Here is a 26,570-nt window from a genome sequence, read left to right on the forward strand (position 1 = left end):
GGGACGGTGCGGGAGACCAGCAACCCGGTATTTCGTTCGTTGCCCAAACAGGGCGGCTACGCGCAGTTCGGAACCGGTATGGCCGGTGCCACTCAGCAGATGAGTCAGACCTACCAGGTCGACCCGTCGTTGGCGCAGTACCAGCAGCGGGAGGTCACTCGCCCGCTGACCATCGATGACGTCGTCACCAAGACCGGCATCACGCTGGGCGTGCTGAGCGTGGCGGCGATCATCTCCTTCTTCCTGGTGTCGGCCAACCAGGCGCTGGCCGGCCCGCTGACCTTCATCGGTGCGTTCGGCGGCCTGGCCGTGGTCATGGTGGCCATGTTCGCCCGCAAGCAGGACAACAAGGCAGTGGTGCTCAGCTACGCGGTGCTCGAGGGTCTGTTCCTCGGTGCCATCTCCTGGGTGCTGACCGCCTTCACCGTGGGGACCGGCAACGCCGGCTCGATGATCGGTCAGGCCGTGATGGGCACCCTCGGGGTGTTCGGCGGCATGCTGGTCGTCTACAAGACCGGGGCCATCCGGGTCACCCCGAAGTTCACCCGGATGCTCGTCGCCGGCATGTTCGGTGTGCTGGCCCTGATGATCGGCAACCTGGTCCTGTCGCTGTTCGGCGTCGGCGGCGGTGAGGGCCTGGGCCTGCGCAGCGGCGGCACGCTGTCCATCATCTTCTCGCTGGTCTGCATCGGGATCGCCGCGTTCAGCTTCCTGATCGACTTCGACGCAGCCGACCAGCTGATCCGCGCCGGCGCGCCGGAGAAGGCCGCCTGGGGCATCGCACTGGGCTTGACCGTGACCCTGGTCTGGCTGTACCTGGAGATCCTGCGGCTGCTGAGCTACTTCCAGAGCGAGTGACCCGCTAGCTTTCCCCGTTGACTCTGCGCTGAGGGCGCAAAAGTGCGAGTAGCACCCGCCCTCAGCGCAGAGTCATTTTTTGTGTCGGTGGCCCCGGGCAGCATGCCGACATGGGACAGCCATTCATCGGTAGCGAGGCACTAGCTGCGGGAACTTTGAGCCGCCATGAGCTGCGCCAGTTCCACACCGCAGTCCTGCCGAACGTCTACCAGGAGAAGCCCGCCGAACCTACGCTCCTGCACCGGACCCAGGCCGCCTGGCTCTGGTCGCAGCGCCAAGCAGTCGTCAGCGGCCTTGCCGCCTCGGCCCTGCATGGATCCAGCTGGGTCGACGACGACGCGATCGTCGAACTGATCTGGCGCAACGCGCGGGCACCGCACGGCGTCAAGACCCGTGCTGACCTGATCTTGGACGGCGAATCCCAGCACCTTGGCGGCGTCGTCGCCACCACTCCCGAGCGCACCGCCTTCGACCTGGGCCGACGCGGCCCGTTGCGTCAGGCGGTCGCCAGGCTCGACGCACTGGCCAATGCCACACATTTCAAGATCGAAGATGTGGCTCGGCTGGCGTCGCGGCATCGGCATACCCGCGGGCTGCGCCAACTGGAAGCCGCGCTGTACCTCGTCGACGCCGGGGCGCAGTCACCGAAAGAAACCTGGCTGCGGCTGCTGCTCCGTGACGCCGGCTTTCCCAGGCCGCAGACCCAGATCCCCGTGCTCGGCCCCGACGGCTATCCGCGCTACTTCCTCGACCTGGGGTGGGAGGACATCATGCTCGCGGTCGAATACGACGGCGACCAGCACCGCACCAGCCGCCCGCAGTTCGTCAAGGACGTCGAGCGTCTGGAGTACATCCGGCAGGCGGGCTGGACGCACGTCACGGTGCTCGCCGAACATCGGGGCTACGACGTCGTTCGACGCGTCCGCCAGTCATGGGACGTCCTGAGGCGAAAATGACTCTGCGCCCAGGGCGGGGGTTACTCGAAGTTTTCCGCCCTGAGCGCAGAGTCAACAAAACGAGCTAGGAGAGCCGCTCCACGACCATGGCCATGCCCTGGCCGCCGCCGACACACATGGTCTCCACGCCGAACTGCTTGTCGTGGGTCGCCAGGTTGTTCAGCAGGGTGGCGGTGATGCGGGCGCCGGTCATACCGAACGGGTGGCCCAGGGCGATCGCCCCGCCGGACACGTTCAGCTTGTCCTCGTCGATGCCCAGCTCGCGGGCCGAGCCGAGCACCTGCACCGCGAAGGCCTCGTTGATCTCGAACAGGTCGATGTCGGAGACCGACATCTTGGCGTTCGCCAGCGCCTTCTTGACGGCCTCGATCGGGCCCAGGCCCATGATCTCCGGCGACAGGCCCGACACCCCGGTGGACACGATCCGGGCCAGCGGCTTGAGACCCAGCTCCTTGGCCTTGGTGTCGCTGGTGATGATCACGGCGGCGGCGCCGTCGTTGAGCGGGCAGGCGTTGCCGGCGGTGATCGTGCCGTTGGGCCGGAATACCGGCTTGAGCTGGCTGATCTTCTCGTAGGTGGTGCCGGCGCGCGGGCCGTCGTCGGTGCTCACCACGGTGCCGTCAGGCAGCGTCACGGGCGAGATCTCGCGGGCGAAGAAGCCGCTGTTGATGGCCTCCTCGGCGCGGTTCTGGCTGCGCACGCCCCAGTGGTCCTGGTCCTCGCGGCTGATCCCGGTGTGCAGCACCACGTTCTCGGCGGTCTGGCCCATCGCGATGTAGACGTCCGGCAACAGGCCGTCCGCCCGCGGGTCGTGCCACTCGGTGGCACCGGCTGCGGCGGCCTCCGAGCGAGCGATTCCGTCGTTGAACAGGGGGTTCTTGCTGTTCGGGGCGCCGTCGGCAGCACCGATGGCGAACTGCGAGACGGTCTCGACACCGGCGGAGATGAATGCGTCACCCTCGCCGGCCTTGATCGCGTGGAACGCCATCCGGGTGGTCTGCAGCGACGACGAGCAGTACCGGTTCACCGTGGTGCCGGGCAGGAAGTCGTAGCCGAGCAGCACCGAGACCACGCGCCCGATGTTGTAGCCAGAGGCGCCGCCCGGCTGCCCACAACCCATCATCAGGTCGTCGATCTCGCGCGGGTCCAGCGCAGGCACCTTGTCCAGGGCGGCGCGCACCATCTGGGCGGCCAGGTCGTCGGGCCGCATGGTGACCAGGGATCCCTTACCGGCCCGGCCGATCGGCGAACGCGCAGTTGAGACGATTACAGCTTCAGGCACTTCTGGCTCCTTGAGATCGGGTATATAGAGCCGAATCTAGCCCGAAGTGGCCACCGTGCGGGAATCGGGCCGGTCCAGCACAGCGCAGAGCGCCGGGATCATTTGGCCCGCCGCCAGGGCGTAACCCGCAGCCGAGGGGTGGTATTGGTCCGCGGCGAACAGCAGGCCGGGACTGTCATGGAACTCCCGTGCCCGGAAGTCGGCGAAGGGCACGGCGATACCGCCGGCTGCCTTGACCGCCAGGGTCTGCGCCCGGGCCAGTTGGCACGCCCGGGCGTGGGCGACCCAGCGCAGCGGCCGCGGTATCGCGCTGATCGCCCCGAACTTGGGACAGGTGCCCACGATCACCACCGCACCGCTGGCGCGCAGTCGCTTCACCGCGGCGCGCAGTCGCTGCACCGAGCCGGCGATGCTGTGCAGTGCGGTCACGTCATTGGCGCCGATCATGATCACCGCGACGTCCGGTGGCGGACCCGCGACGAACATCGCGTCCACTTGCCCGGCCAGGCCCTTGGAGGTGGCGCCCACGATTGCCTTCGTGCTCAACCGAATCCGCATGCCGGTGCGCTCCGCCAGTGCTCTGGCGATCAGTGCGCCGGGAACCTCTGCCGCCGAACGACAGCCATAGCCGGTCGCGGTGGAGTCGCCGAAAACCATCAGCTGCAGATCGACATTCGCCCCGCGGTGAAAAGGCTGAACTTCGGCGTCGTCGGGACCGTATAAACCGTCAGCACGCGGTGGAAGATCCCAAGCCTTGGGGATCGTCTGACGGGCCCGGTCGGCCTGGCCCGCCAGGAGATTGCGCACACCCAGATAGAGGCTGCCGACGAAAGCGAACACGCCCGCAGTGGCCAGCGTTACCGCCGAACGTCGCGTTGCCCCGATCGCCATGTCGGTGATTCTAGGGAAAGGACGCCCATGTCACCTGAGCGCAGCAAACAAATATGGTCACGAAGCGGACCCGATGCAGTATCGGAACGAATCATAAGATTTCTTCTCAATTTTTCGCGTGTGACGATAAGTGGTACCGCGTTGGCTGTGCCGGCCCGGGCCGGCTGGAGGGAGTGTCCATCATGACCGCACCCGACACAATTCCCAGCTCGTTACGTGTTCGAACCCGCCTGTACCCCAGTCCGCGACCCTATCGCTACGGCCGTCATGACGGGCTGCCTGTCGAGGTTTCCGAGGAGTCGACCAGCGTCGAGGGGCGGATGGCGTGGCTGGCGGCCCGGGCCACCATTCGGCCGGTTCTCTCGGTCGGCAGCTACCTTCCGCGGATGCCGTGGCCGTTCGGATTGCTCGACTTCGCCGCGAAGGCGATGTTGCCGGCGCCGGGCACCATCCGCGCGACCATCCGGCTGCCGCGCTGCAAGGCGCAGATGGTGCGCGCTGCCGGTGTTCTGCCCGCCGACGGCACCCGTCGCGTCGTGCTCTACATGCACGGCGGGGCCTTTCTGACCTGTGGGGCCAACACCCACGGCCGGCTCGTCACGAAGCTGTCGAAGTACGCCGACAGTCCGGTCTTGGTGGTGGAGTACCGGATGATCCCCAAGTACTCCATCGCCGACGCGGTCGACGACTGTTACGACGGCTACCGCTGGTTGCGCCGTCAGGGGTACGAACCGGATCAGATCGTGCTGGCCGGCGACTCGGCCGGTGGCTACCTGTCGCTGGCGCTGGCCGAGCGGTTGTTGGACGAAGGGGACGAGGAAGTGCCGGCCGCGATCGTCGCGATGTCGCCGCTGCTGGAGATCGCCAAGGAAGCCAAGAAGGCGCACCCCAACATCCACACCGGTGCGATGTTCCCGCCCAAGGCATTTGACGCGTTGGTGGAACTGGTGGAAGCGGCGGCCCGCCGCGACCGCACCCACGGCAGTGAAGTCCTCGAACCGCTGCAGCACGTCCGGCCGGGACTTCCACGCACCCTGATCCACGTCTCCGGCTCCGAGGTGTTGTTGCACGATGCCCGGCTGGGGGCCAACGTGCTCGCCGCTGCCGGTGTACCGGTGGAGCTGCGGGTGTGGCCCGGCCAGATTCACGTCTTCCAGATCGCCGCCCCGTTCGTGCCGGAGGCAACCCGCTCGTTGCGCCAGATCGGCGAATACATCCGGGAAGCCACCGGTTGAACCGCTGGGTTCATGAGGTCCGTCGAGCCTCGCTGATCCGCCCGGCCAAATAACCTGAGACGATGGCAGGCATGCGGATAGCGAGCCACATCAGTGAACTCATCGGCAACACCCCACTCGTCGAGCTGAATTCGATCGTTCCCCCCGGCGCCGGCCGGGTGGTGGCCAAAGTCGAGTACCTCAACCCGGGTGCCAGCTCCAAGGACCGCATCGCGGTGAAGATGATCGACGCGGCCGAGGCCAGCGGAGCGCTCAAACCCGGGGGCACCATCGTCGAACCCACCTCCGGCAACACCGGCGTCGGCCTGGCGCTGGTGGCCCAGCGCCGCGGCTACAAGTGCGTGTTCGTCTGCCCGGACAAGGTCAGCGAGGACAAGCAGAACGTATTGCGGGCCTACGGCGCCGAAGTGGTGGTGTGCCCGACGGCGGTACCGCCGGACGACCCGGCCAGCTACTACAGCGTCTCCAACCGGCTTGTCGAGGAGATCGACGGCGCCTGGAAGCCGGATCAGTACTCCAACCCCGCAGGCCCGGAGAGTCACTACGAGACCACGGGCCCGGAGATCTGGGCCGACACCGACGGCCAGATCACCCATTTCGTCGCCGGGATTGGAACCGGCGGCACCATCACCGGCACCGGCCGCTACCTCAAAGAGGTGTCGGACGGCCGGGTGCAGATCATCGGTGCGGACCCCGAAGGCTCGGTGTACTCCGGCGGTACCGGCCGGCCGTATCTGGTGGAAGGAGTCGGCGAGGACTTCTGGCCGGCCGCCTACGACCCGAGCATCCCCGACGGCATCATCGCGGTCTCCGACGCGGATTCGTTCGACATGACCCGGCGTCTGGCCCGGGAGGAGGCGCTGCTGGTCGGCGGCTCCTGCGGGATGGCGGTGGTGGCGGCCGTCGAGACCGCCGTCAAAGCCGGCCCCGACTCACTTGTCGTCGTTCTGCTGCCCGACGGCGGACGCGGCTACATGTCGAAGCTGTTCAACGACTCCTGGATGTCGTCCTACGGGTTCCTGCGCTCGCGGCTGGACGGTTCGACGGTGCAACCCACGGTCGCCGACGTGCTGCGGGCCAAGGCGGGGGTGCTGCCGGACCTGGTGCACACCCATCCGGCCGAGACTCTGCGCGACGCCATCGGGATCCTGCGGGAGTACGGGGTGTCGCAGATGCCCGTCGTCGGCGCCGAGCCGCCGGTGATGGCCGGAGAGGTGGCCGGCAGCGTGTCCGAACGCGACCTGCTCTCCGCGGTGTTCGAGGGTCGCGCGAAGCTTGCCGACGCGGTGTCGCTGCACATGGGACCGCCGCTGCCGCTCATCGGATCCGGCGAGGTCGTGGGCGTCGCCGCCACCACGTTGGCCGAGGTCGACGCGGTGATGGTGGTCGAGGACGGCAAACCGGTGGGCGTCATCACTCGCCACGACCTGTTGGGCTTTTTGTCCGACGGGCCACGCCGCCGATAAGGCGTTGACGTTCACTGTCCTGCGGTAGCGTTTGGACCGTTCACCGACACGACCCGAAAGGGTGGAGATGACCGACTTTCCGCCGCCCCCGCAAGGCAACTACCCACCCCCGTCCGGTGACTTCCCGTCGCAGGGCAACTACCCGCCGCCTCCCGGCAACTACCCGCCGCCTCCGGGTAACTACCCCCGCCGCCGCCGGGCAACTACCCGCCCCCGCCTCCCGGGAACTACCCCCGCCGCCGCCGGGCAACTACCCGCCTCCGCCTCCGGGCTACGGCGCGTATCCGGGTGCGGTCGGAAACCCGGTGGGCCAGCTGCCGCAAGAGGCCTACACCTCATGGCTGACTCGCGTCGGCGCCTACTTCGTCGACTTCCTGCCGATCCTGGTGCTCTACGGCATTCCGTCGATGATTGCCGGAACCACCGCCGACAAGGAATGCATCACCAGCTCCGACGGATTCGCCTGCACGGTCACGCCGTCGAGCACCGGGGCGGCGCTGATGTTCGTCGGCTGGCTGGCCGCGCTCGCCTACGGGATTTGGAACTTCGGCTATCGGCAGGGCACCACCGGATCGAGCATCGGTAAGTCGGTGCTGAAGTTCAAGGTGGTCTCCGAAGCCACCGGCCAGCCCATCGGGTTCGGGATGTCGATCGTGCGCCAGTTAGCACACATCATCGACGGCGCGATCTTGTGCATCGGCTACCTGTTCCCGCTGTGGGACGCCAAACGCCAGACGATCGCTGACAAGATCATGACCACCGTCTGCTTGCCGATCCGTTGAGTCAGAAGCAACCCCACAGCAATACGGGCCTATCCACCACGGCGATCCACGCCGGGTTCCGTCCGGACCCGGCAACCGGGGCCGTCAACGTACCGATCTACGCCAGCAGCACCTTCGCCCAAGACGGCGTCGGCGGCCTGCGTGGCGGATTCGAGTACGCGCGCACCGGCAATCCGACCCGGGCCGCGCTGGAGACTGCGCTGGCTGCGGTCGAGCGCGGCCGATTCGGTCGGGCGTTCGGTTCGGGGATGGCCGCCACGGACTGCGCGTTGCGGTCGATCCTGCGCCCCGGCGATCACCTGATCATTCCCGACGACGCCTACGGGGGCACCTTCCGGCTGATCGACAAGGTCTTCACCCAGTGGGGTGTGGCGCATACCCCGGTGGCGCTGTCCGACCTGGACGCGGTTCGCGGGGCGCTCACCGACAAAACCAGGCTGATCTGGGTCGAGACTCCTACCAACCCGCTGTTGTCGATCGCCGACATCGCGGGCATCGCGGCCATCGGTAAAGAAGCCGGCGCAAAGGTGCTGGTGGACAACACCTTCGCCTCGCCCGCGCTGCAGCAGCCGCTGACGCTGGGCGCCGACGTGGTGTTGCATTCGACCACTAAATACATCGGCGGCCACTCCGACGTGGTGGGCGGTGCGCTGGTCACCGACGACGAAGAACTCGACGCGGCTTTCGCGTTCCTGCAGAACGGGGCGGGCGGCGTACCTGGCCCCTTCGATGCCTATCTGACCCTGCGCGGCCTGAAGACCTTGGTGCTGCGGATGCAGCGGCACAGCGAGAACGCCGCCGCCGTCGCCGAATTCCTCAACGGGCATCCTGCGGTGAGTCGAGTGCTCTACCCGGGTCTGCCGGAGCATCCCGGCCACGACGTCGCCGCGGCGCAGATGCGCGGGTTCGGCGGCATGGTGTCGGTTCGGATGCGTGGTGGCCGAGCCGCCGCCGAGAAGCTGTGCGCCGGAACCGAGATCTTCATCCTGGCCGAGTCGCTGGGCGGGGTGGAGTCGCTGATCGAACTACCCGGCGCGATGACGCATGCGTCGACGGCGGGTTCGCAACTCGAGGTTCCCGACGACCTGGTGCGCCTGTCGGTGGGCATCGAGGACATCGATGACCTGATCGCCGACCTGAAGCAGGCGCTGGACTAAAGCGACGAGCCCCGAAGCGGGGCTCGGGGGCTCAGGAGTGGTAGGGCTCCGCGCTGACCAGGGTCACCTTGACGGTCTTGCCGCTGGGCACCGTGTAGCTGCGCTCCTCGTCGACCTTGGCGCCCAGCAGGGCGTGGCCAAGCGGCGAGTTCGGTGAATACACCTCGAGCTTGTCGTCGCTGACGCCCTCCTGGCGGGTGGCGATCAGGAACGTCTCGGTGTCGGACTTGTCGCCGTCGTAGAAGACCTTGACCACCGAGCCCGGCAATGCCACGCCGGACTGCGTCGGAGCCTCACCGACCTTGGCGTTGTTGAGCAACTCCTGCAGCTGCCGGATGCGGGCCTCCTGCTGGCCCTGCTCCTCACGTGCGGCGTGGTAGCCGCCGTTCTCGCGCAGGTCGCCCTCTTCGCGGCGGTCGTTGATCTCCGCGGCGATCACCGGGCGGTTCGCGATCAGCTGGTCAAGCTCCGCCTTGAGCCGGTCGTGTGACTCCTGCGTCAACCAGGTCACCTGGGTGTCCGTCATCTCACTGTGCTCCTTGTGTCGTCGGATCCGGCGCCATCGGGCAGCGGGGCGACATCGTTCTAATGCAGCAATACACGGTCCCAGCTGGAACCGTGTATCCGTACAGGGTACCACCGCGGCATCATGGCGATCGTAAGTAATCGGGGACGTCGCTGCCGCAACCGTAGACGTCGCCCATGACAGGTTGCTGGGAGGATTTCACGGTCGTGGTCACCTGTACGGTGGCCGACTCCGACGGCGGAATCAGCACTTCACGGCGGCCAGTCTCGCTGCCGTCGCTGGATCGGACCCGCACGATGCAGGCCGCGGGTGTCGACGGGTCTGATCGAGTCACGCTGAACTTAACCGAGACCGTCTGGTCGTCGAGCACCTCGTAGCCGTACAGCTCGCCCTTGACCTCGGCGGTTGCAAAGCGCTGGTAGCCCACTACCGCGATGGCCGCGACAGTGGCGATCGCCAGCGCGCCCAGGGCGATCGCCAGTAACCGACGGGGCAGGGCACTGCCTCGGGTATCCCCGTATCGGGCCGGCTTGGGGTCGGTCATCGTGAGGTGTGTCCCATGGTCAACGGTGGATTCGGGAGCGATTACCGCGCCCGCCGCAGGTGGTGTAACGATGGGGGCCGGAAACCATCTGGAACTATAGGCGTCCGGTCCGGGGTTCCGGCAGGAGGAACCTGGAGGGAACGGGGAATGTGCGCATGAGTGGACTGCGACTGATGGCGGTGCACGCCCACCCCGATGACGAGTCCAGCAAGGGTGCGGCCACGGTGGCCCGCTACACGGCCGCTGGGCACCGGGTGATGGTGGTGACCCTGACCGGTGGCGAGCGCGGCGACATTCTCAACCCCGCGATGGACCTGCCCGATGTGCACGGTCGCATCGCCGCGGTCCGGCGCGACGAGATGGCGAAGGCCGCCGAGATCCTCGGGGTCGAGCACCACTGGCTGGGCTTCATCGACTCCGGCCTGCCCAAGGGCGACCCGCTGCCGCCGCTGCCCGAGGACTGCTTTGCGCTGGTGCCGCTGGAGGTGTCCACCGAAGCGCTGGTGCGGGCCGTGCGACAGTTCCGTCCGCACGTGATGACCACGTACGACGAGAACGGCGGCTACCCGCACCCCGATCACATTCGCTGCCATCAGGTGTCGGTGGCCGCGTTCGAGGCCGCCGGCGACCACCGCCGCTACCCGCAGGCCGGTGAGCCCTGGTCCGTTTCCAAGCTCTACTACAACCACGGGTTCTTACGGCAACGAATGCAGCTGTTGCAGGACGAGTTCGCCCGCAACGGCGAGGTGGGCCCGTTCGCCAAATGGCTCGAGCACTGGCAGCCCGACCACGACGTGTTTGCCGACCGGGTGACCACCCGCGTCGAATGCGCCGACTACTTCAGCCAGCGTGATGACGCGCTGCGTGCGCACGCCACGCAGATCGACCCCAACGGCGACTTCTTCGCCGCGCCGATCGAGTGGCAGCAGCGGCTCTGGCCGACCGAGGAGTTCGAGCTGGCTCGGTCCCGGGTGCCGGTTACTCTGCCGGAGACTGACCTGTTCGCCGGGATCGAGGACAACGGATGAACCATGCTGTGCTGACGGTGCTGTGGATGGCGGCAGACGACATCGTGGCGGATGGCGTGCCGCGCGACACCGGGCCGGACTTCGGTAAGGCCAGCCCGTTCGGGCTGTTGGTCATCGTGCTGCTGATACTCGGCACATTCGCGCTGGTGTGGTCGATGAACCGGCAGCTCAAGAAGTTGCCGGAATCGTTCGACCGCGACGACCCAGGCGCCGACCAAGCCGCCGACGAGGGGACCGTCGGGTCCACTTCTCCCGGCGACGTCCCGGGCGACGACGGGTCGGGATCGCCGCCTCAGCAGTCGTAGCGCTAACAGCTCCCCAACGCCGGGTTTCGCGTATGCGACTGCCGGATTAACCTTTGCCCCTTCGGGTTTCGCCGGTATCGCGGCTATCGCCGACCCTAGCGCTGCGTGCGATGATTGCCCTGAACCGCGGCTTGGGAGAAAGGTTCGGGGTTGGCCATGCTCGCAGATCGCTCACCCGGGTTGGCGATATCGCCGATCATCTTGATGGTGCTACTGGTCGGCCTCATCAAGATTCCGACGGTGCACGCCGACGCGGTCGACACCACCTTCCTGGGTGCCTTGAACGCCAAGGGCATCGACTTCGCCAATGGGCAGTCCGCGGTGATGGCGGGCCATGAGGTCTGCGACGAGCTCGACGGCGGTCGGCAGAAGAACGACGTGGTGTCCGAGGTGATGCAGAGCAGCCGGCTCGATGACTACCACGCCGGGTTCTTCGTCGGGGTCAGCGTCAGCGCGTTCTGCCCGCGGCACCACGGCTAGTTCAGCTCAGCCCGCAGACGGCGGCTTGGGCATGACCGGGCCCCGCAGCTCCAAACCGACTTCCAGGTCCTCGTACTTCTGCTGTCTGCGCTTTCGCCATCCGCTGCCCGCGGAGTTCGATGGGGGCACCATCGGCGGCATGATCGACGGGATGCCGGCGAACGTCGTGGACTGGCTTGCCGGCAGCGGTGTCGCCGACGACGCCAGCTGGACCGGTGCCTGTGTCGCGGCCAGAAACCCCGCCGCGGCGGGTGGCGCGGTCAGCGGGCCCACCTTCACCCCGACACCGATTGCCGCCGCGGGCATTTCGGAAAGTCCGGCGGCGCCCAAGGCGCCCAGCCCCCCGAGCGGCATCGCCGGTATCAAGGCGGACTCGCCTTCGGCGAGGCCTTGCGCCATGGCGGTGTTGACGTTCTGCAACGCCTGCGCCGAGGTGTTCTGGGCGAGGTAGCTGAGCAGGTTGATCGGGAATCCGGACGATACGAACTGGTTGGCATAGGTGTTCGCCAGGCCCGTCCAGCTGGTGTTGGGGTCGAATGCGGTCAGCGACGACTCCAACGACGCCAAAGTTGAATCGGCAGAGGTGGTTCCGCTGCTGGCTGTCGCGGGTGCCGGAGGGCTGAACGAGGGAAGTGTGGTCGCTTGCGCCGAGGCCGCCCGGTAGCGGGTCATCGCGGCGGTGTTGTTCGTCCACATGCCCAGGTACTGGCTCTCGTTCTCCGCGATTGCCGCTGAGTTGGTCCCGAATCGATTGGACGCCAGCAGTTGCATTCGGCGAGTGCGGTTGGCCTTGATCGCCGCAGTCGGGGCCACCGCCGTGCGGACTGTTTCGAACGCCGCGGCGGCCTGCTGCATCGAGGCGGCGGTGCGACGGCACTGCTGTGCCGTGGCGCGCAGCCATACCAGGTAGGGCTCGGCGGATTGCACCATCGCAGCCGCGGAACGGCCGCGCCATGAGTCCACCAACGACGACAGTGAGGCGACATAGTCGTCGGCGTATTCATCCAGGTAGGTGCCAAGCTGTCGCCACGCGCCCGACGCCTCGATGAGGGATCTCGCGCCGGGTCCGTTGTGGACCAGCGCGGAGGTGACCTCGGGGGGTGCGGTTACGGACTGCATGGCCTGTGGTGTTTAGGCGATTGCGCTGATGGCGGTCGAGAGGCGCGACTTGAACGCATCGGGGATGGGGACGTAGCCGTGATCGGACAGCTGATTCTGGCCGTCGCCGATCGCGCTCTGCAGGAACGCGCGCACCGCGGTTCCGACCTGCGGGTCGGGATACTTCGAGCAGACGATCTCGTAGGTGGCCAACACGATCGGATAGGCGCCGGACTGGTTGGGCCGGTAGAAGGAGATGGTGTCCAGAGCGAGGTCGTTGCCTTCACGGAGGAACCAGGCCGACGAGATGGTTTTGCCGACCGAGTCCTCGCTGATCGAGACCGGGTCCGGACCGGCCGAGGTGATGACGTTGGCCATGCCCAGCTGGTGGCTCTGCGCGAACGACCACTCGGTATAGGTCACCGACCCCTCGAGCTCGGCGGCGGCCGCGGCGACGCCCTCGTTGCCGTGGGCGCTCTGGCCGGCTATGCCGTTGAACGTTCGCCCGGCCCCCTTGCCCCAGGTGCCCGCGGAGGCGGTGTCCAGATAGCGCTGGAAGTTGTCCGTGGTCCCGGACGCATCGCTGCGCGACACCACCCGAATCGGCAGGGCGGGCAGGTCAGTGCCGGTGTTCAGGGCGGCGATCGCGGGATCGTTCCAGGTGGTGATGGTGCCGTTGAAGATGTTGGCCGCGGTGGGGCCGTCCAGATTCAGCGAGGCCACACCGCCCAGGCGGAACGCGATGGCAATCGGCCCGAACACCAACGGCAGGTTCCACACCGGCGCGCCGCAGCGCTGCTGGGCGCGGTCGTATTCACTCTTGCTCAGCGGCGAATCAGATCCACCGAAATCTGTTTGGTCGGCCATGAACTCGTCGATGCCCGCGCCGGATCCGTTCGGCTGGTAGGTCAGGCTCTGGCCGGGGCACGCTTGGTTGAACGACGCGACGAACCGCGTCATCGCGTTAGCCTGAGCGGTGGATCCGCTGGCCTTCAGGTTCGGGTGCCCACCACAGTCCACGCCGGACGCCGGGGCCTGTGCCGCGTGGCTCGGAGCTGTCGCGTCATGGCCCCCGCCGCACCCGGACAGCAGCGCAGCGCCCGCGGCCAGCAAACTCGGTACGGCACGTCGATTGATGTCAATCACATCCCTCGGGTCGTCTCATCGGCGAATGCTAGCAATGGTGTCGCCCCGTAACATTGGTGCTCTACAGGCGAATTCAAGAATTCAGCAACCGTTTTCGAACTGGTCATGAGTTGTATGGGCATCGTCCGCTGTGGGTCTCAGCGCCAGCTGATGTCGAACAGGATTAGCGTGGACGAATGGCCAACCGTCTCGCAGCGTCCGCCAGCCCCTACCTGCGTCAACACGCCGACAACCCGGTGCACTGGTGGGAGTGGACGCCCGAGGCGCTGGCCGAGGCCGCCCAACGCGACGTACCGATTCTGCTGTCGGTCGGCTACGCGGCCTGCCACTGGTGTCACGTGATGGCGCACGGCTCGTTCGAGGACGCCGAGGTCGCCGCGGCGATGAATGCGGGCTTCGTGTGCATCAAGGTCGACCGGGAGGAGCGCCCGGATATCGACGCGATCTACATGACCGCCACCCAGGCGCTGACCGGGCGTGGCGGCTGGCCGATGACCTGTTTCCTGACCCCCGATGGCCGGCCGTTCTACTGCGGCACGTACTACCCCAAAGACGCGTTCCTGAACCTGCTTTCGGCGATCACCGCCACCTGGAACGAGCGCCGCGGGGAAGTCGAGGAGGCTTCGGACAACATTGCCAACGAGCTGCGCTCGATGGCCGCCGGACTGCCGGGGGAGGGGCCGCCGGTGGATGCGATGCTCTGCGACGCCGCGGTGGCCGCAGTGCTGCGTGACGAAGACATCACCCACGGCGGATTCGGCGGTGCGCCGAAATTCCCGCCGTCAGCACTGCTGGAAACCCTGCTGCGTCACCACGAACGGACCGCGACCCGCCCGGCGCTTCAGGCGGTGGAACGCGCCGGCGCGGCGATGGCCCGCGGCGGGATCTACGACCAGCTCGCCGGCGGATTCGCCCGATACAGCGTCGACAACGCCTGGGTGGTACCGCATTTCGAGAAGATGCTCTACGACAACGCGTTGCTGCTGCGGGCCTACGCACACTGGGCCCGGCGCACCGGCGATCCGCTGGCCACGCGGGTGACCAAGCAGACGGCGCGATTCCTGCTGGCGGATCTTTCGGACAATGGGATGTTCATCTCGTCGCTGGACGCCGACGCCGACGGCCAGGAGGGCTTGACCTATGTGTGGACACCCGAGCAACTGACCGAAGTTCTCGGCGCCGACGACGGCGCCTGGGCGGCAGAGATTTTCGGGGTCACGGCGACCGGCACATTTGAAGCCGGCGCCTCGGTGCTGCAGCTTCTGGTCGATCCCGATGATCCCGAGCGCCTTGACCGGGTGCGTCAGCGGCTGCTGGCCGCTCGGCAGCTTCGGCCCCAGCCCGGGCGCGACGACAAAGTGGTCACCGCCTGGAACGGCATGGCGATCACCGCGCTGGCCGAAGCGGCTGTGGCGTTGGGAGATCCGGGCCTGACCGCCGCCGCGCAGGAGTGCGCCGGCAAGCTGCTCGACCTGCACCTGGTGGACGGCCGGCTGCGGCGGGCCAGCCTGGGCGGCCGGGTGGGGGACAGCGCCGCGATCCTGGAGGACTACGGCGCACTGGCCACCGGGCTGCTCAGCGTGCACCAGCTCAGCGGTGAGCAGAGTCTGCTCGATGCCGCCACCGGCCTGCTGGACACCGCACTGGCCCACTTCGCCGATCCGGACTCGCCCGGGCGCTGGTTCGACAGCGCCGACGACGCCGAAGCCCTCGTGCTGCGCCCCAGCGACCCGATGGATGGCGCCACCCCGTCGGGCGCGGCACTGATCACCGAAGCGCTGCTGACCGCGGCCCACCTCGTCTCCGCCGACCGCAGCGAGCGCTACCGCCAGGCGGCCACCGACGCGCTGGCCGCACACGCCGCGTTGCTGGAGCGGGCACCCCGCGCGGTCGGGCACTGGCTCGGCATCGCCGAGGCTTCCGTGCGCGGTCCGCTGCAGATCGCGGTGGCCTGCGCGCACCCGGACTCTGCACTGCTGGAGCAGGCGCGCCGGCTGGCCCCCGGCGGGACGATCGTGGTCGGCGGAGCGGCTGACTCCTCCGAGCTGCTCGCCGGACGAGACCGGGTGGGCAGTGCCGACGCGGCCTACGTCTGCCGGGGTCCGGTGTGCGACCTGCCGGTGCGCAGTGCGGCCGAGTTGGCTGCTGCCCTTGAGGTTCCCGCGGATTCGGCATCCGTGTAACGTGCGGCACATGACGAGCGCACCTGAGCGGGCACAAGCCATCACCGAGACCGTCCACCGCTACATCGAGCTGGTCGGCGGCGGCGACGCCGATGCGCTGGTCGAGCTCTACGCGTCCGACGCCACCCTGGAGGACCCGGTGGGCGGCGAGGTGCACATCGGCCACCAGGCCATTCGCAACTTCTACTCGGCCATCACCGGGCTGGACCGCAAGTCGGAGCTGGTGACGCTGCGCGTCGCCGGTAACGAGGCGGCGTTCCACTTCGCGCTGACTATCACCAACGGTGACCACCGGATGCGTATCGAGCCGATCGACGTGATGGTGTTCGACGGCGAGGGCAAGATCGCCGGGATGAAGGCCTACTGGTCGGCGGAGAACATCACCCAGCTGTAGGCCCGCGCGGCTATTACAGCACCGCGAACCAGATCGCGATGTACTGGCAGATCGCGGCCACGGCGGTGCAGGCGTGGAAGAACTCGTGGTAGCCGAACGTCGTGGGCCACGGGTCCGGCCACTTCAGCGCGTACATGATTGCGCCGATGCTGTAGAGCGCACCACCGACGGCCAGCAACACCATCGCCGCGACACCGGCGTTGTGCATGATCGTTGCGATGAAGAACGCTGACACCCAGCCCAACAGCAGGTAGAGCGGCACCCCGACCCACTTCGGCGCGGTCGGCCAGCACAGCTTGAGCACCACGCCGGCCAAAGCGCCACCCCACACGATCGCCATCACCAGCCGCTCCTGGGCGCCGTGGTCCATCGCCAGCAGCGCGAACGGGGTGTACGTGCCGGCGATGAAGATGAAGATCATCGCGTGGTCGAGCCGCTTCATGCGGATTCGGGCGGCGACAGACTTCCAGGTGATCCGGTGATAGGTCGCGCTGACCGCGAACATGCCCACCACCGAGATGGAGTAAGCCAATGTGGCCAGGCCTGCCTCGAGCCCGGCCAGCGACCAGGCCACCGCGGTCAGGGTGATACCGGCGATAACGGCAACGATGGCCGACACGAGGTGAATCCACCCGCGTGCCCGCGGTTTGGTGTGCGGCGCGGCGATGTCCGCCGGCAGCTCGTTCGGATTCGGCTCGGCAATGGTGTCGGTGTGGGTGCTCATGGGCCTTCCTGAACTCCACGCGGATCGATCCCGGACTGATTCCCGTCAGTGCTTGGAGATCACAGTAGTCTGGGTTTTTGTGGCAATCATCCCGGCGCGCTTGAAAGAGCCGCTGTACCGGATCTACGAACTGCGCCTCCGGCAGGGCTTGGCGGCGTCGCGGTCGACCCTGCCCCGCCACATCGCCGTTCTCTGCGACGGTAACCGCCGGTGGGCGCGCGATGCGGGCTACGACGACGTCAGCTACGGCTACCGGATGGGCGCGGCCAAGATCGCCGAGATGCTGCGCTGGTGCGCCGACGCGGGCATCGAGATGGCCACCGTCTACCTGCTGTCCACCGAGAATCTGCAGCGTGACCCCGCCGAACTGGCTGCGCTCATCGAGATCATCACCGACGTGGTGGAGGAGATCTGCGCGCCGGCGAACCGGTGGAGCGTGCGCACCGTGGGGGACCTGGCGCTGCTGGGTGAAGAACCAGCTCGTCGGCTGCGTGAGGCCGTAGAAAGCACAGTGAGCACCACCGATCCTGACCGCGCAAGCTCGCGCCTGCACGTCAACGTCGCAGTCGGCTACGGCGGTCGGCAGGAGATCGTCGACGCCGTGCGTGGCCTGCTCGGCAAGCAGCTGGCCAACGGCGCCACAGCCGAGGAGCTCGTCGACGCGGTGACCGTCGAAGGCATCTCGGAGAACCTCTACACCTCGGGCCAGCCGGACCCCGACCTGGTGATTCGCACCTCCGGGGAGCAGCGGCTGTCCGGCTTCCTGCTGTGGCAGAGCGCCTACTCGGAGATGTGGTTCACCGAGGCCCACTGGCCGGCGTTTCGCCGGGTCGACTTCCTGCGTGCGCTGCGCGACTACAGCGTGCGGCACCGGAGATTCGGGCGGTAGCGAGCCGTGGTGGTGTTGTCGGCGGCGGTCTTCACCCTGAGTTGGTGGCTCGGGATGTACCTGTTGGCGCGCGACCCGCGCAAACCGGTGCTGGTGCTGGCCGCGGTCGGGTTGTGCGGCTTCGCCGCCGTGGTGGCCGCCGACGCGGTCCGTGCGGTGTGGCATCCGGTGCTGCTCGGGCGGGTGGAGATCTACCTGGCGGTGGTTCCCGGGGTGGCCTGGTTCGCGGTGCTGCTGGAACTGGCCCGGCCGTGTGATCGCTGGACCGGCCGCGCGCGCGACGTGACGTTCATCGGCGCGGTTGCGGCTGCGGCACTGGTCGGAGCGACATGGGCCGGCAGCGTCGAAGGCCCGCCGGGGGCCGGACACTGGCTGCTGTTCGTGGTGATCTCGGTATCGACCTTGGCGGCGATGGTCAAGGCGCTGATCCGGCCCGCGCAGCCCGGTTCGGTGCTTGGGGTGGCCGCCGTCGCGACGCTGTTCTTCGCCTTGGCCAACGCGATCCTGATCATCCCGCTGGGCGTGGTGCCCAGCGGCATCGCGCTGGCCAGCACCGGCGTCGACGTGCTTCTGCTGGGCCTGGCGGTGGCGCTCTGGGATGCCTTCGACGAAGGCCAGGCGCTGCGGCTGGATATGTTGCGATCGTTTCTTGCCTGCGTCGCGATGGCGGCGTTGCTGGGTGGGCAGGCATTGATCGGCTTGTGGTTGACCCGGCCCGAACCCGTGGCGCAGACCGCGCTGACGGTGCTGCTGTTCACCACGATCGCGGTAGGGATCGAGGTCCAGGTGTTCGTCGACCGGCTGGCCGGGCTCTGGGACCGGCTGGCGTTCTGGCGCTCCCCGGCGTTGCGCGCCGACCGCGCCGTGTTGCGCGGCACCGAGGCGGCGCTGGCCCTGCGCTCGACCGGCCCGCTCGATGACCTCGATGAGGAGACCTTCGTCCGGCTGACCCGCCGGGCGTTGGGGCACTACGGTGATCTGTCGAAGCTCGTCGCCAGCCCGCTGACCGCGCTACCGGTCATCGACGAGCGATTGGCCGCCCGCGGTGCGCCCGATGCGCCGCTGGAACGAGCCAACGAACTCAAAGCTCTGTTGGCCGACCGGATCGCCGCGCTCAAGCCGCGTGACTGCGGCGAGTTCGGCACCACCGAGCAGTGGCGTCACTACAACGCCCTGTATTTCCCCTACGTGGTCGGCGTGCGTGCCTACGCGCAGAACGCCACTGCGGCCGGACTGGACCCCACGGCGCGCCAGGCCTGGCAGTGGCTGGTCACCGAGGTGCCGCAGCGTTCGCTGCACAACTGGCAGAACGCCGGGGCCCGAGTGATCGCCGCCGACCTGCGGGGCCGGATGACGGTGTCGCCGGTTCTCTGACCTGCGTGTGGCAGTGCTTGGCAGTGCCACGGGTCGATGTGGCAGCAGTTGCGCCGCAAGGTCGAGGGTGTCCGCACCACCCTCGAAGGGAGTTTCCTCATGACCGCCATCACCACCCCGGTCCTGTCCGACTCGACCGACTCACTGTTGCGCTTCGCACTCCGCGCCGACGCCGCCATCATCGGGGCCGTCGGTCTCTTTGGAGTGATCGCCGCCCGGCCGATGGCGGCGCTAGAGGGCCTGACCCCGGCACACGAATACGCCCTGGCCGCGTTCTGTGTCCTCTACGGCGCCGTGGTCTATTTTCTGTCCGCGCTGCCGGACCTGCGTCGCGCAGGTATCGCCGTGATCGCCGCGAATGTGGCGTGCACCGTTGCCGCTATCGCTGTGGTCGAGGCCGGCGTGCTGCCGCTGACCGGAATCGGTGTCGCGGCGACGTTGATCAGCGCGGTCTACACGGCGTTCATTGGATGGCTGCAGTACCGCGGGCTGCGCCGCCTGGGCTGATTTGCAGCCCACTCAACGTGTCGCTGCGGCCGTCACCGTCTACAGTTCACTCCCATGAAGTGGCGGCTGGCGGCGACGACGCTGATCCCCGGAATCCTGATCTACGCCGCGGCGCCGGCGCAGGCCGACGAGAAGACCTACCTCAGTTACCTTGAATCGCACGGCTTCAAATACCAGAACAGTCCCGGGCTGACCACCCCGTCCGGCGCGGTGCAGTTCGGCAAGATCATCTGCGAGAACCTGCGGAAGGGTCGCCCGGCCAAGGACCGGTTCGGGACGAAGGTCGCCGACGGTGTCACCAAGGTCATGATCGACGGGGCGCAACGTGAAATGTGCCCGGACACCTTGGCAGCTGCCGCCAACCCGACACCGACGCCGGCGGTGCCGCCGCCGGGTGCCGGCGAACCGCCGTCGCCGGGGCCTGAGGGGCCGCCGCCGGCCGACCAGGCCCCTCCGGGTTTCCCGCCGCCTCCGGGCTTCCCGCCCCCGCCGGGTTTCCCACCGCCTCCGGGTTTCCCGCCCCCGCCGGACTTCCCGCCACCCCCGGTTTCCCGCCGCCGCCCGAGCCTGCACCCGCACCCGCGGGGGAGCTGCCGCCACCGCCGCCGGAGCCGGCGCCCCCGCCGGGACAGCCGCAGCCGGGCACCGCGACGCAGCCCTAGCGATCTAGCGCTAAAGCTTGCGCAGGCGCAGCCTGTTGATGGAGTGATCGGCGTCCTTGCGCAGCACCAGGGTCGCTCGCGGCCGGGTGGGCAGGATGTTCTCGATCAGGTTGGGCCGGTTGATCGAGCGCCAGATGTCGCGCGCGGCGGCCACCGCCTGCTGGTCGTTGAGGGCCGCGTAGTGGTGGAAGTGCGAGTCAGGGTTGGCGAACGAGGTGGAGCGCATCGCCAGGAAACGCGAGACGTACCAGTGCTCGATGTCTTCCACCCGGGCGTCGACGTACAGCGAGAAGTCGAACAGGTCGGAGATCATCAGCGTCGGCCCGGTCTGCAGCACGTTGAGACCTTCGAGGATCAAGATGTCGGGGTGGCGGACCACCTGCTTGGCGCTGGGGACGATGTCGTAACTCATGTGTGAGTAGACCGGCGCGCACACGTAGTCCGCACCGGACTTCACCGAGGTGACAAACCGCATCAGCGCACGACGGTTGTAGCTTTCCGGGAACCCTTTGCGGTGCATCAGGTTCCGACGCTGCAACTCGTGATTGGGGTAGAGGAAACCGTCGGTGGTGACCAGGTCCACCCGCGGGTGGTGGTCCCAGCGGGCCAGCAGAGCCTGCAGCACGCGGGCCGTCGTCGACTTACCGACTGCCACGCTGCCGGCCACCCCGATGACGAAGGGCACCGGCCGATCGGGATTCTGGTCGTTCTCGGCACCCAGGAACTCCGCGGTGGCGGCGAAGAGCTGTTGGCGGGCGGCGACCTGCAGGTGCAACAGACGCGCGAGCGGCAGATAGACCTCTTCGACCTCCAACAGGTCGACCTGCTCGCCGAGGCCGCGCAGTGCGACGACTTCTTCTTCGGTGAGCGGCATCGGCGTAGACATACGCAGTGTCCGCCATTGACGCCGGTCGAACTCCACGTAGGGAGTCGGCTCGCTAAGCCGCCGCATGACCGTACAGTCTTGCAGTAGCCGCGACGGTTAGCCTGATCGGGTATGGAGCCCGCCGAATTGATCCGTGAATACCTGTTGCTCGGTCTGCGCTTTGACCGCATCGAGCAGGGTTATGTCGACGCCTTCACCGGCGACCCCGAGCTGCAGCGGCTTGTCGCGAACGAGCCGATGCCCAACCCGTCCGACCTGGCCCGCCAGGCCGAGAAGCTGGTCGCGGCGCTGCCCGGAGGTCTCGATCCGGCGCGCGCTGAGTACCTGCGGGTGCACCTGCGGGCGCTGGCGTGCGCCGGGCGCAAGTTCGCCGGGGAGCAGGTCGGCTTCGTCGAGGAGGTCCGCGACTACTTCGATGTCGACATCGTCAAGGGCGACACCGACCGCTATCGCCAAGCCCACGCCCGGCTGGACGAAGCGCTGGGCGGCACGGGTCCGCTGGCCGAGCGGATGGCGGCGCACCGGCGGGCCGAGGAGATTCCGCCGGAGCGGTTGGAAGCGGCCATCCACGCGTTCTCCTCGGCACTGCGCGACCGGGTGCGGGTGGACTTCCCGCTGCCGGAGTCCGAAACCATCACCTACGAGGTGGTCACGGACAAGCCGTGGTCGGGATTCAACTACTACCGCGGCGACTACCGCTCAACGGTGGCGGTCAACGCCGATCTCAAACAGCTGATGTCGAACCTGCCGCGGCTGGTGGCCCATGAGTCCTACCCGGGGCATCACACCGAGCACTGCCGCAAGGAGGCCGGCCTGGTGGAAAAGCTCGGCCAGGCTGAGCAGACCATCTTCCTGGTCAACACGCCGCAGTGTCTGATGGCCGAGGGCTTGGCCGACTTGGCGCTGTATGCCGCGGTCGGGCCCGGCTGGGGTGCCTGGGCTGCGGAGATCTACGCCGACCTGGGCCTGCAGTTCGACGGTGTGCGGGCTGAGGCGATCTCCGAGGCGGCTGCGGCGCTGGCCGACGTCCGGCAGGATGCGGCGCTGATGCTGCACGACGAGCATCGCGACGCCGACGAGGTGGCCGACTACCTACGCCGCTGGCTGCTGGTCACCGACGACCGGGCCCGCCAGAGCCTGCGGTTCCTGTCCTCGCCGCTGTGGCGGGCCTACACCTCGACCTACGTGGAGGGCTACCGGCTACTGCGCGGCTGGCTGGACGCCGCGCCGCCCGGGGTGAGTCTCACCGAGCGGTTTCGTCGGCTGCTCGACGAACCGTTGACGCCGTCGACGTTGCGGGCCGACTGACGCCGCCCGGACCGGGCCGGTCGGGCGAATTTGCGGTTTTACACACCGGACCTCGTGATTTGCGGATAAATCCGCACGGTCGGCGCCGGGGGAGCGTTCGCTGGCCTGCGGCAATCGAGTGAAGGTCCGCGTGCCAAACTGGAGGGCGTGACTGCCGCACCGAACACCCGCCCCGCCTCCACCATGTCCACGCCGCTGGCCGAACTCGACCCCGACATCGCCGAGCTGCTCGGCAAGGAACTGGGCCGTCAGCGCGACACGCTGGAGATGATCGCCTCGGAGAACTTCGTGCCGCGGGCGGTGCTGCAGGCCCAGGGCAGTGTGCTGACCAACAAGTACGCAGAGGGCCTGCCTGGCCGGCGCTACTACGGCGGCTGCGAGCACGTCGACGTGGTGGAGAACATCGCCCGCGACCGTGCCAAGGAACTGTTCGGCGCCGACTTCGCCAACGTCCAGCCGCACTCGGGTGCGCAGGCCAACGCCGCGGTGCTGCAAGCGCTGATGGAGCCCGGCGACCGGCTGCTGGGCCTGGACCTGGCCAACGGGGGACACCTCACCCACGGCATGCGGCTGAACTTCTCCGGCAAGCTCTACGAGAACGCCTTCTACGGCGTGGACCCGGTCACGCACCGCGTCGACATGGATGTGGTGCGCGCGCAGGCACTGGAGTTCAAGCCGAAGGTGATCATCGCCGGCTGGTCGGCCTACCCGCGTGTCCTCGATTTCGCGGCATTCCGGTCGATCGCCGATGAGGTCGGCGCGACGCTGTGGGTGGACATGGCGCACTTCGCCGGGCTGGTGGCCGCCGGGCTGCACCCCTCGCCGGTGCCGCACGCCCAGGTGGTGTCGACCACTGTGCACAAGACGCTCGGCGGCCCGCGGTCCGGTCTGATCGTCGGCCAGAAGGAATTCGCCAAGCAGATCAACTCGGCGGTCTTCCCGGGCCAGCAGGGCGGCCCGCTGATGCACGTCATCGCCGCCAAGGCCGTCGCGCTGAAGATCGCCGGCACGGCCGAGTTCGCCGAGCGTCAGCAGCGGGTGCTCTCCGGCGCGAAGATCATCGCCGAGCGGCTGCTGGCCGCGGACGTGGCCAAGGCCGGCGTCTCGGTGGTCAGTGGCGGTACCGACGTGCACCTGGTGCTCGTCGATCTACGGGATTCCCCGCTGGACGGCCAGATGGCCGAGGACCTGCTGCACGAGGTCGGCATCACCGTCAACCGCAACGCCGTCCCGAACGACCCGCGGCCGCCGATGGTCACCTCCGGGCTTCGGGTGGGCACTCCGGCGCTGGTCGCTCGTGGTTTCGGCGACGCCGAGTTCACCGAGGTCGCCGATGTCATCGCCACCGCGCTGGCGGACGGTTCGGCCGCTGACGTGCCGGCGCTGCGGGCCCGGGTTGCCAAGCTGGCGCAGGACTTCCCGCTGTACGACGGCCTGGAGGACTGGAAGCTCGCCTAGGCGGCGGCTGACACGCCGTACCCCGAGTTGACAGGATAGTGTGAATTCGGGTTACAGTTACTTTCATGGCTGAACGTCCCGTTGCTAATGCACTGATCCGCGAGCTGGAGCCGGTGGTCGACGCGAACTTGGTCCGACACATCGACACGGTGGACCCGTGGTACGCGCACGACTTCGTGCCGTTCGAGCAGGGTCAGAACTTCGCGTTTCTGGGCGGCAAAGATTGGGACCCGTCGCAGGTCACGCTGCCCAAGCTGATCACCGACGCCTGCGAGATCCTGCTCGTCGAGAAGGACAGCCTGGCCGGCTACCACCGTGAGCTGGTCGAGCACTTCATCCTCGAGGACAAGTGGGGACGCTGGATCGGCCGGTGGACCGCCGAAGAGCACCTGCACGCCATCGCGCTGCGCGAGTACCTCATTGTGACCCGGGAGATCGACCCCGACGAGAACGAGCGTGTGCGCATGGAGCACGTGCAGAAGGGCTACCGCGCCGACCGTTACAGCCAGGTCGAGACGTTGGTGTTCATGGCCTTCTACGAGCGTGCCTGCGCCGAGTTCTGCCGCAATCTGGCCGACAAGACCGATGAGCCGGTGCTCAAGGGACTGATCGGCCGGATCGCCAACGACGAGGAGCGTCACGAGGAGTTCTTCGCGAACCTGGTCGCGCACTGCCTGGACTTCGTGCATGACGAGACGGTGGCGGCGATCGCGAGCCGGGCCGCCGAGCTCAAGGTCGTCGGCGCCGACATCGAGGGCTACGCCGACCGGCAGGCCGCAATCGCCGAGGCCGGCATCTTCGGGCCCGACCAGTTGCGTCGGGTGATCTCCGACCGAATCAGCGCTTGGGGTTTGGCCGCCAACCCCGATCTGAAGCCGTTCGTCATCGGCTGAAAATTCCGGCGCGCCTGCGCAGCGCGCACGCGCCGACGGGGGTACCGTCGCAATCGATGGCTAGCCACACGCTTCGCTGTCTCATCGGCACCACCGGTCGTGATTACGACAGGACCGGCCCCGGTCCTGTGCCGTGCCCCCCGTCGAAATGTTCGCGCGGGGTCGCGCGTGCCCTCACCGCTGGAGCGCTTAGTGCCTGAAATCCGGACGTACGTGCTCGACACCTCCGTACTGCTGTCGGACCCGTGGGCTTGCACCCGGTTCGCCGAACACGAGGTTGTCGTCCCGCTGGTGGTCATCAGTGAGTTGGAGGCCAAACGCCACCATCACGAGCTCGGCTGGTTCGCCCGCCAGGCGCTACGCATCTTCGACGACATGCGACTAGAGCACGGACGGCTCGACCAGCCCATTCCCGTTGGGACGCAGGGCGGTACGTTGCACGTCGAGCTCAATCACAGCGACCCGGCGGTGCTGCCGACCGGGTTCCGCACCGACAGCAACGACTCCCGGATCCTGACCTGTGCGGCCAACTTGGCGGCCGAAGGGCGCCGCGTCACGTTGGTGAGCAAGGACATCCCGCTGCGGGTCAAGGCCGCCGCGCTGGGTCTGGCTGCCGACGAATATCACGCCCAGGACGTCATCGTCTCCGGCTGGACCGGGATGGACGAGGTCGAGGCGTCTATCGAAGACGTCGACGCCCTGTTCGACGAGGGCGAAATCGATCTGGCCGCTGCACGGGATCTGCCGTGCCACACCGGAATCCGCCTGCTCGCCGGCAGTTCGCATGCCTTGGGCCGGGTCAACGCGGCTAAGCAGGTCCAGCTGGTCCGCGGCGACCGGGAGGCGTTCGGCCTGCGTGGACGGTCCGCCGAGCAGCGGGTGGCGCTGGATCTGCTGCTCGACGAATCGGTGGGCATCGTCTCACTCGGCGGCAAGGCCGGCACCGGCAAGTCCGCGCTGGCGCTGTGCGCCGGCCTGGAGGCGGTCTTGGAGCGGCGCACCCAGCGCAAGGTGGTGGTGTTCCGGCCGCTGTACGCCGTCGGCGGTCAGGAACTCGGTTACCTGCCGGGCAGCGAGAACGAGAAGATGGGGCCCTGGGCTCAGGCGGTGTTCGACACCCTCGAGGGCCTGGCCAGCCCGGCAGTGCTCGAGGAGGTGCTGTCACGCGGCATGCTCGAGGTGCTGCCGCTGACGCACATCCGCGGCCGCTCGCTGCACGACTCGTTCGTGATCGTCGACGAAGCGCAATCGCTGGAGCGCAACGTGCTGCTGACCGTGCTGTCGCGGCTGGGCACCGGCTCGCGGGTGGTGCTCACCCACGACGTCGCGCAGCGGGACAACCTGCGGGTCGGTCGGCACGACGGCATCGCCGCGGTGATCGAGAAGCTCAAGGGTCACCCGCTGTTCGCCCACATCACCCTGCTGCGCAGCGAACGTTCGCCGATCGCCGCCCTGGTCACCGAGATGCTCGAGGAGATCAGCGGACCCGACCTGAGCTGAGCCCCCCGGTAGGCTGCCGGGGTGGCAAAACCCTGGCA

At 67.8% G+C, this 26,570-nt stretch carries 25 protein-coding genes and 2 pseudogenes; 19 read left to right on the forward strand and 8 right to left on the reverse strand.

The features are described 5' to 3' along the window. Positions 1–6: 6 nt before the first annotated feature. Together RCP37_RS05260 and RCP37_RS05265 are read left to right on the forward strand one after the other, a co-directional pair. Positions 7–858: a Bax inhibitor-1/YccA family protein gene (locus tag RCP37_RS05260; RefSeq protein WP_308485915.1), complete on the forward strand. Its 852-nt coding sequence runs from the start codon at positions 7–9 to the stop codon at positions 856–858. A gap of 110 nt (positions 859–968) precedes the next feature. After that, the gene (locus RCP37_RS05265; protein WP_308485916.1) at positions 969–1,814 is read left to right on the forward strand and encodes a hypothetical protein; all 846 of its coding nucleotides are present in this window, start codon (positions 969–971) and stop codon (positions 1,812–1,814) included. A gap of 64 nt (positions 1,815–1,878) precedes the next feature. Here RCP37_RS05265 and RCP37_RS05270 read toward each other — a convergent pair whose 3' ends face one another. Beyond that, entirely contained in the window at positions 1,879–3,096 is a 1,218-nt protein-coding gene (locus RCP37_RS05270; RefSeq protein ID WP_308485917.1) for an acetyl-CoA C-acetyltransferase, read from the reverse strand. Between the two features lie 36 nt (positions 3,097–3,132). After that, positions 3,133–3,987 carry an SGNH/GDSL hydrolase family protein gene (locus tag RCP37_RS05275; protein ID WP_308485918.1) on the reverse strand — a complete coding sequence of 285 codons (855 nt, stop codon included), beginning with the start codon at positions 3,985–3,987 and terminating at the stop codon, positions 3,133–3,135. A gap of 182 nt (positions 3,988–4,169) precedes the next feature. Between RCP37_RS05275 and RCP37_RS05280 the strand changes: the two genes are divergently transcribed. The 4 genes and pseudogenes from RCP37_RS05280 to RCP37_RS05295 all read left to right on the forward strand — a co-directional run bounded on the left by RCP37_RS05280 (position 4,170) and on the right by RCP37_RS05295 (position 8,627). Beyond that, positions 4,170–5,222 (forward strand): alpha/beta hydrolase, encoded by a 1,053-nt coding sequence (locus RCP37_RS05280; protein ID WP_308485919.1) that lies wholly within the window; start codon positions 4,170–4,172, stop codon positions 5,220–5,222. Between the two features lie 71 nt (positions 5,223–5,293). Continuing rightward, positions 5,294–6,688, forward strand: a complete 1,395-nt coding sequence (locus tag RCP37_RS05285; protein WP_308486948.1) for a cystathionine beta-synthase — start codon at positions 5,294–5,296, stop codon at positions 6,686–6,688. Positions 6,689–6,755: 67 nt separating this feature from the next. Continuing rightward, positions 6,756–7,470 (forward strand): annotated as a pseudogene (locus tag RCP37_RS05290) (RDD family protein). Next, positions 7,467–8,627: a cystathionine gamma-synthase gene (locus RCP37_RS05295; protein WP_308485920.1), complete on the forward strand. Its 1,161-nt coding sequence runs from the start codon at positions 7,467–7,469 to the stop codon at positions 8,625–8,627. The pseudogene RCP37_RS05290 and the gene RCP37_RS05295 overlap by 4 nt, the downstream one beginning before the upstream one ends. A gap of 31 nt (positions 8,628–8,658) precedes the next feature. Here the strand turns inward: RCP37_RS05295 and greA are convergent, their stop codons facing one another. Beyond that, the gene (gene greA, locus RCP37_RS05300) at positions 8,659–9,153 is read right to left on the reverse strand and encodes a transcription elongation factor GreA (RefSeq protein ID WP_308485921.1); all 495 of its coding nucleotides are present in this window, start codon (positions 9,151–9,153) and stop codon (positions 8,659–8,661) included. 121 nt (positions 9,154–9,274) lie between these two features. Next, positions 9,275–9,697, reverse strand: a complete 423-nt coding sequence (locus RCP37_RS05305; protein ID WP_308485922.1) for a DUF4307 domain-containing protein — start codon at positions 9,695–9,697, stop codon at positions 9,275–9,277. A 155-nt stretch (positions 9,698–9,852) separates the two neighbouring features. Between RCP37_RS05305 and mca the strand changes: the two genes are divergently transcribed. The 3 genes from mca (at position 9,853) to RCP37_RS05320 (ending at position 11,510) form a co-directional block, all read left to right on the forward strand. Further along, positions 9,853–10,725, forward strand: a complete 873-nt coding sequence (gene mca, locus RCP37_RS05310; protein WP_308485923.1) for a mycothiol conjugate amidase Mca — start codon at positions 9,853–9,855, stop codon at positions 10,723–10,725. Continuing rightward, positions 10,722–11,030, forward strand: a complete 309-nt coding sequence (locus RCP37_RS05315) for a hypothetical protein (protein WP_308485924.1) — start codon at positions 10,722–10,724, stop codon at positions 11,028–11,030. The genes mca and RCP37_RS05315 overlap by 4 nt, the downstream gene beginning before the upstream one ends. 156 nt (positions 11,031–11,186) lie before the next feature. After that, positions 11,187–11,510 carry a DUF732 domain-containing protein gene (locus RCP37_RS05320; RefSeq protein ID WP_308485925.1) on the forward strand — a complete coding sequence of 108 codons (324 nt, stop codon included), beginning with the start codon at positions 11,187–11,189 and terminating at the stop codon, positions 11,508–11,510. 6 nt (positions 11,511–11,516) lie between these two features. Here the strand turns inward: RCP37_RS05320 and RCP37_RS05325 are convergent, their stop codons facing one another. After that, the gene (locus RCP37_RS05325) at positions 11,517–12,629 is read right to left on the reverse strand and encodes a PPE family protein (protein ID WP_308485926.1); all 1,113 of its coding nucleotides are present in this window, start codon (positions 12,627–12,629) and stop codon (positions 11,517–11,519) included. Positions 12,630–12,641: 12 nt separating this feature from the next. Beyond that, positions 12,642–13,751 carry a phosphate ABC transporter substrate-binding protein PstS gene (pstS, locus tag RCP37_RS05330; RefSeq protein ID WP_308486949.1) on the reverse strand — a complete coding sequence of 370 codons (1,110 nt, stop codon included), beginning with the start codon at positions 13,749–13,751 and terminating at the stop codon, positions 12,642–12,644. A gap of 179 nt (positions 13,752–13,930) precedes the next feature. Here pstS and RCP37_RS05335 point away from each other — a divergent pair, with 179 nt between their 5' ends. Both RCP37_RS05335 and RCP37_RS05340 read left to right on the forward strand, forming a co-directional pair. Further along, positions 13,931–15,937 carry a thioredoxin domain-containing protein gene (locus tag RCP37_RS05335; RefSeq protein ID WP_308485927.1) on the forward strand — a complete coding sequence of 669 codons (2,007 nt, stop codon included), beginning with the start codon at positions 13,931–13,933 and terminating at the stop codon, positions 15,935–15,937. Between the two features lie 10 nt (positions 15,938–15,947). Continuing rightward, the gene (locus tag RCP37_RS05340; RefSeq protein ID WP_308485928.1) at positions 15,948–16,331 is read left to right on the forward strand and encodes a nuclear transport factor 2 family protein; all 384 of its coding nucleotides are present in this window, start codon (positions 15,948–15,950) and stop codon (positions 16,329–16,331) included. Positions 16,332–16,344: 13 nt separating this feature from the next. Here RCP37_RS05340 and trhA read toward each other — a convergent pair whose 3' ends face one another. Continuing rightward, positions 16,345–17,055, reverse strand: coding sequence for a PAQR family membrane homeostasis protein TrhA (gene trhA, locus RCP37_RS05345; protein WP_308485929.1), 711 nt, complete (start codon positions 17,053–17,055; stop codon positions 16,345–16,347). Between the two features lie 79 nt (positions 17,056–17,134). On the opposite strand from trhA, the gene RCP37_RS05350 reads away from it, so the two are divergent. From RCP37_RS05350 to RCP37_RS22170, 4 genes and pseudogenes are all read left to right on the forward strand, one after another. Further along, on the forward strand, positions 17,135–17,944 hold the full coding sequence (locus tag RCP37_RS05350; protein WP_308485930.1) for a (2Z,6E)-farnesyl diphosphate synthase: 810 nt from the start codon (positions 17,135–17,137) through the stop codon (positions 17,942–17,944). Between the two features lie 6 nt (positions 17,945–17,950). Next, positions 17,951–19,318 carry a hypothetical protein gene (locus tag RCP37_RS05355; protein ID WP_308485931.1) on the forward strand — a complete coding sequence of 456 codons (1,368 nt, stop codon included), beginning with the start codon at positions 17,951–17,953 and terminating at the stop codon, positions 19,316–19,318. Between the two features lie 99 nt (positions 19,319–19,417). Continuing rightward, positions 19,418–19,825 (forward strand): hypothetical protein, encoded by a 408-nt coding sequence (locus tag RCP37_RS05360; RefSeq protein ID WP_308485932.1) that lies wholly within the window; start codon positions 19,418–19,420, stop codon positions 19,823–19,825. A 54-nt stretch (positions 19,826–19,879) separates the two neighbouring features. Continuing rightward, positions 19,880–20,155 (forward strand): annotated as a pseudogene (locus tag RCP37_RS22170) (DUF732 domain-containing protein); the annotation flags it as partial. 342 nt (positions 20,156–20,497) lie between these two features. Here the strand turns inward: RCP37_RS22170 and coaA are convergent. Then, the gene (gene coaA / locus RCP37_RS05365) at positions 20,498–21,439 is read right to left on the reverse strand and encodes a type I pantothenate kinase (protein ID WP_046285492.1); all 942 of its coding nucleotides are present in this window, start codon (positions 21,437–21,439) and stop codon (positions 20,498–20,500) included. A gap of 45 nt (positions 21,440–21,484) precedes the next feature. Here coaA and RCP37_RS05370 point away from each other — a divergent pair, with 45 nt between their 5' ends. From RCP37_RS05370 to RCP37_RS05385, 4 genes are all read left to right on the forward strand, one after another. Next, on the forward strand, positions 21,485–22,681 hold the full coding sequence (locus tag RCP37_RS05370) for a DUF885 domain-containing protein (RefSeq protein ID WP_308485933.1): 1,197 nt from the start codon (positions 21,485–21,487) through the stop codon (positions 22,679–22,681). A 183-nt stretch (positions 22,682–22,864) separates the two neighbouring features. Next, a complete protein-coding gene (gene glyA / locus RCP37_RS05375; protein ID WP_308486950.1) occupies positions 22,865–24,139 on the forward strand; it encodes a serine hydroxymethyltransferase in 1,275 nt (424 codons plus the stop codon). Positions 24,140–24,204: 65 nt separating this feature from the next. Beyond that, positions 24,205–25,032: an acyl-ACP desaturase gene (locus tag RCP37_RS05380; protein WP_308485934.1), complete on the forward strand. Its 828-nt coding sequence runs from the start codon at positions 24,205–24,207 to the stop codon at positions 25,030–25,032. A gap of 192 nt (positions 25,033–25,224) precedes the next feature. Next, the gene (locus RCP37_RS05385) at positions 25,225–26,532 is read left to right on the forward strand and encodes an RNA 5'-3' helicase PhoH2 (RefSeq protein ID WP_308485935.1); all 1,308 of its coding nucleotides are present in this window, start codon (positions 25,225–25,227) and stop codon (positions 26,530–26,532) included. Positions 26,533–26,570 lie beyond the last annotated feature (38 nt).

This window comes from Mycolicibacter sp. MU0102, from assembly GCF_963378105.1.
Classification (GTDB): Bacteria; Actinomycetota; Actinomycetes; order Mycobacteriales; family Mycobacteriaceae; genus Mycobacterium; species Mycobacterium holstebronense.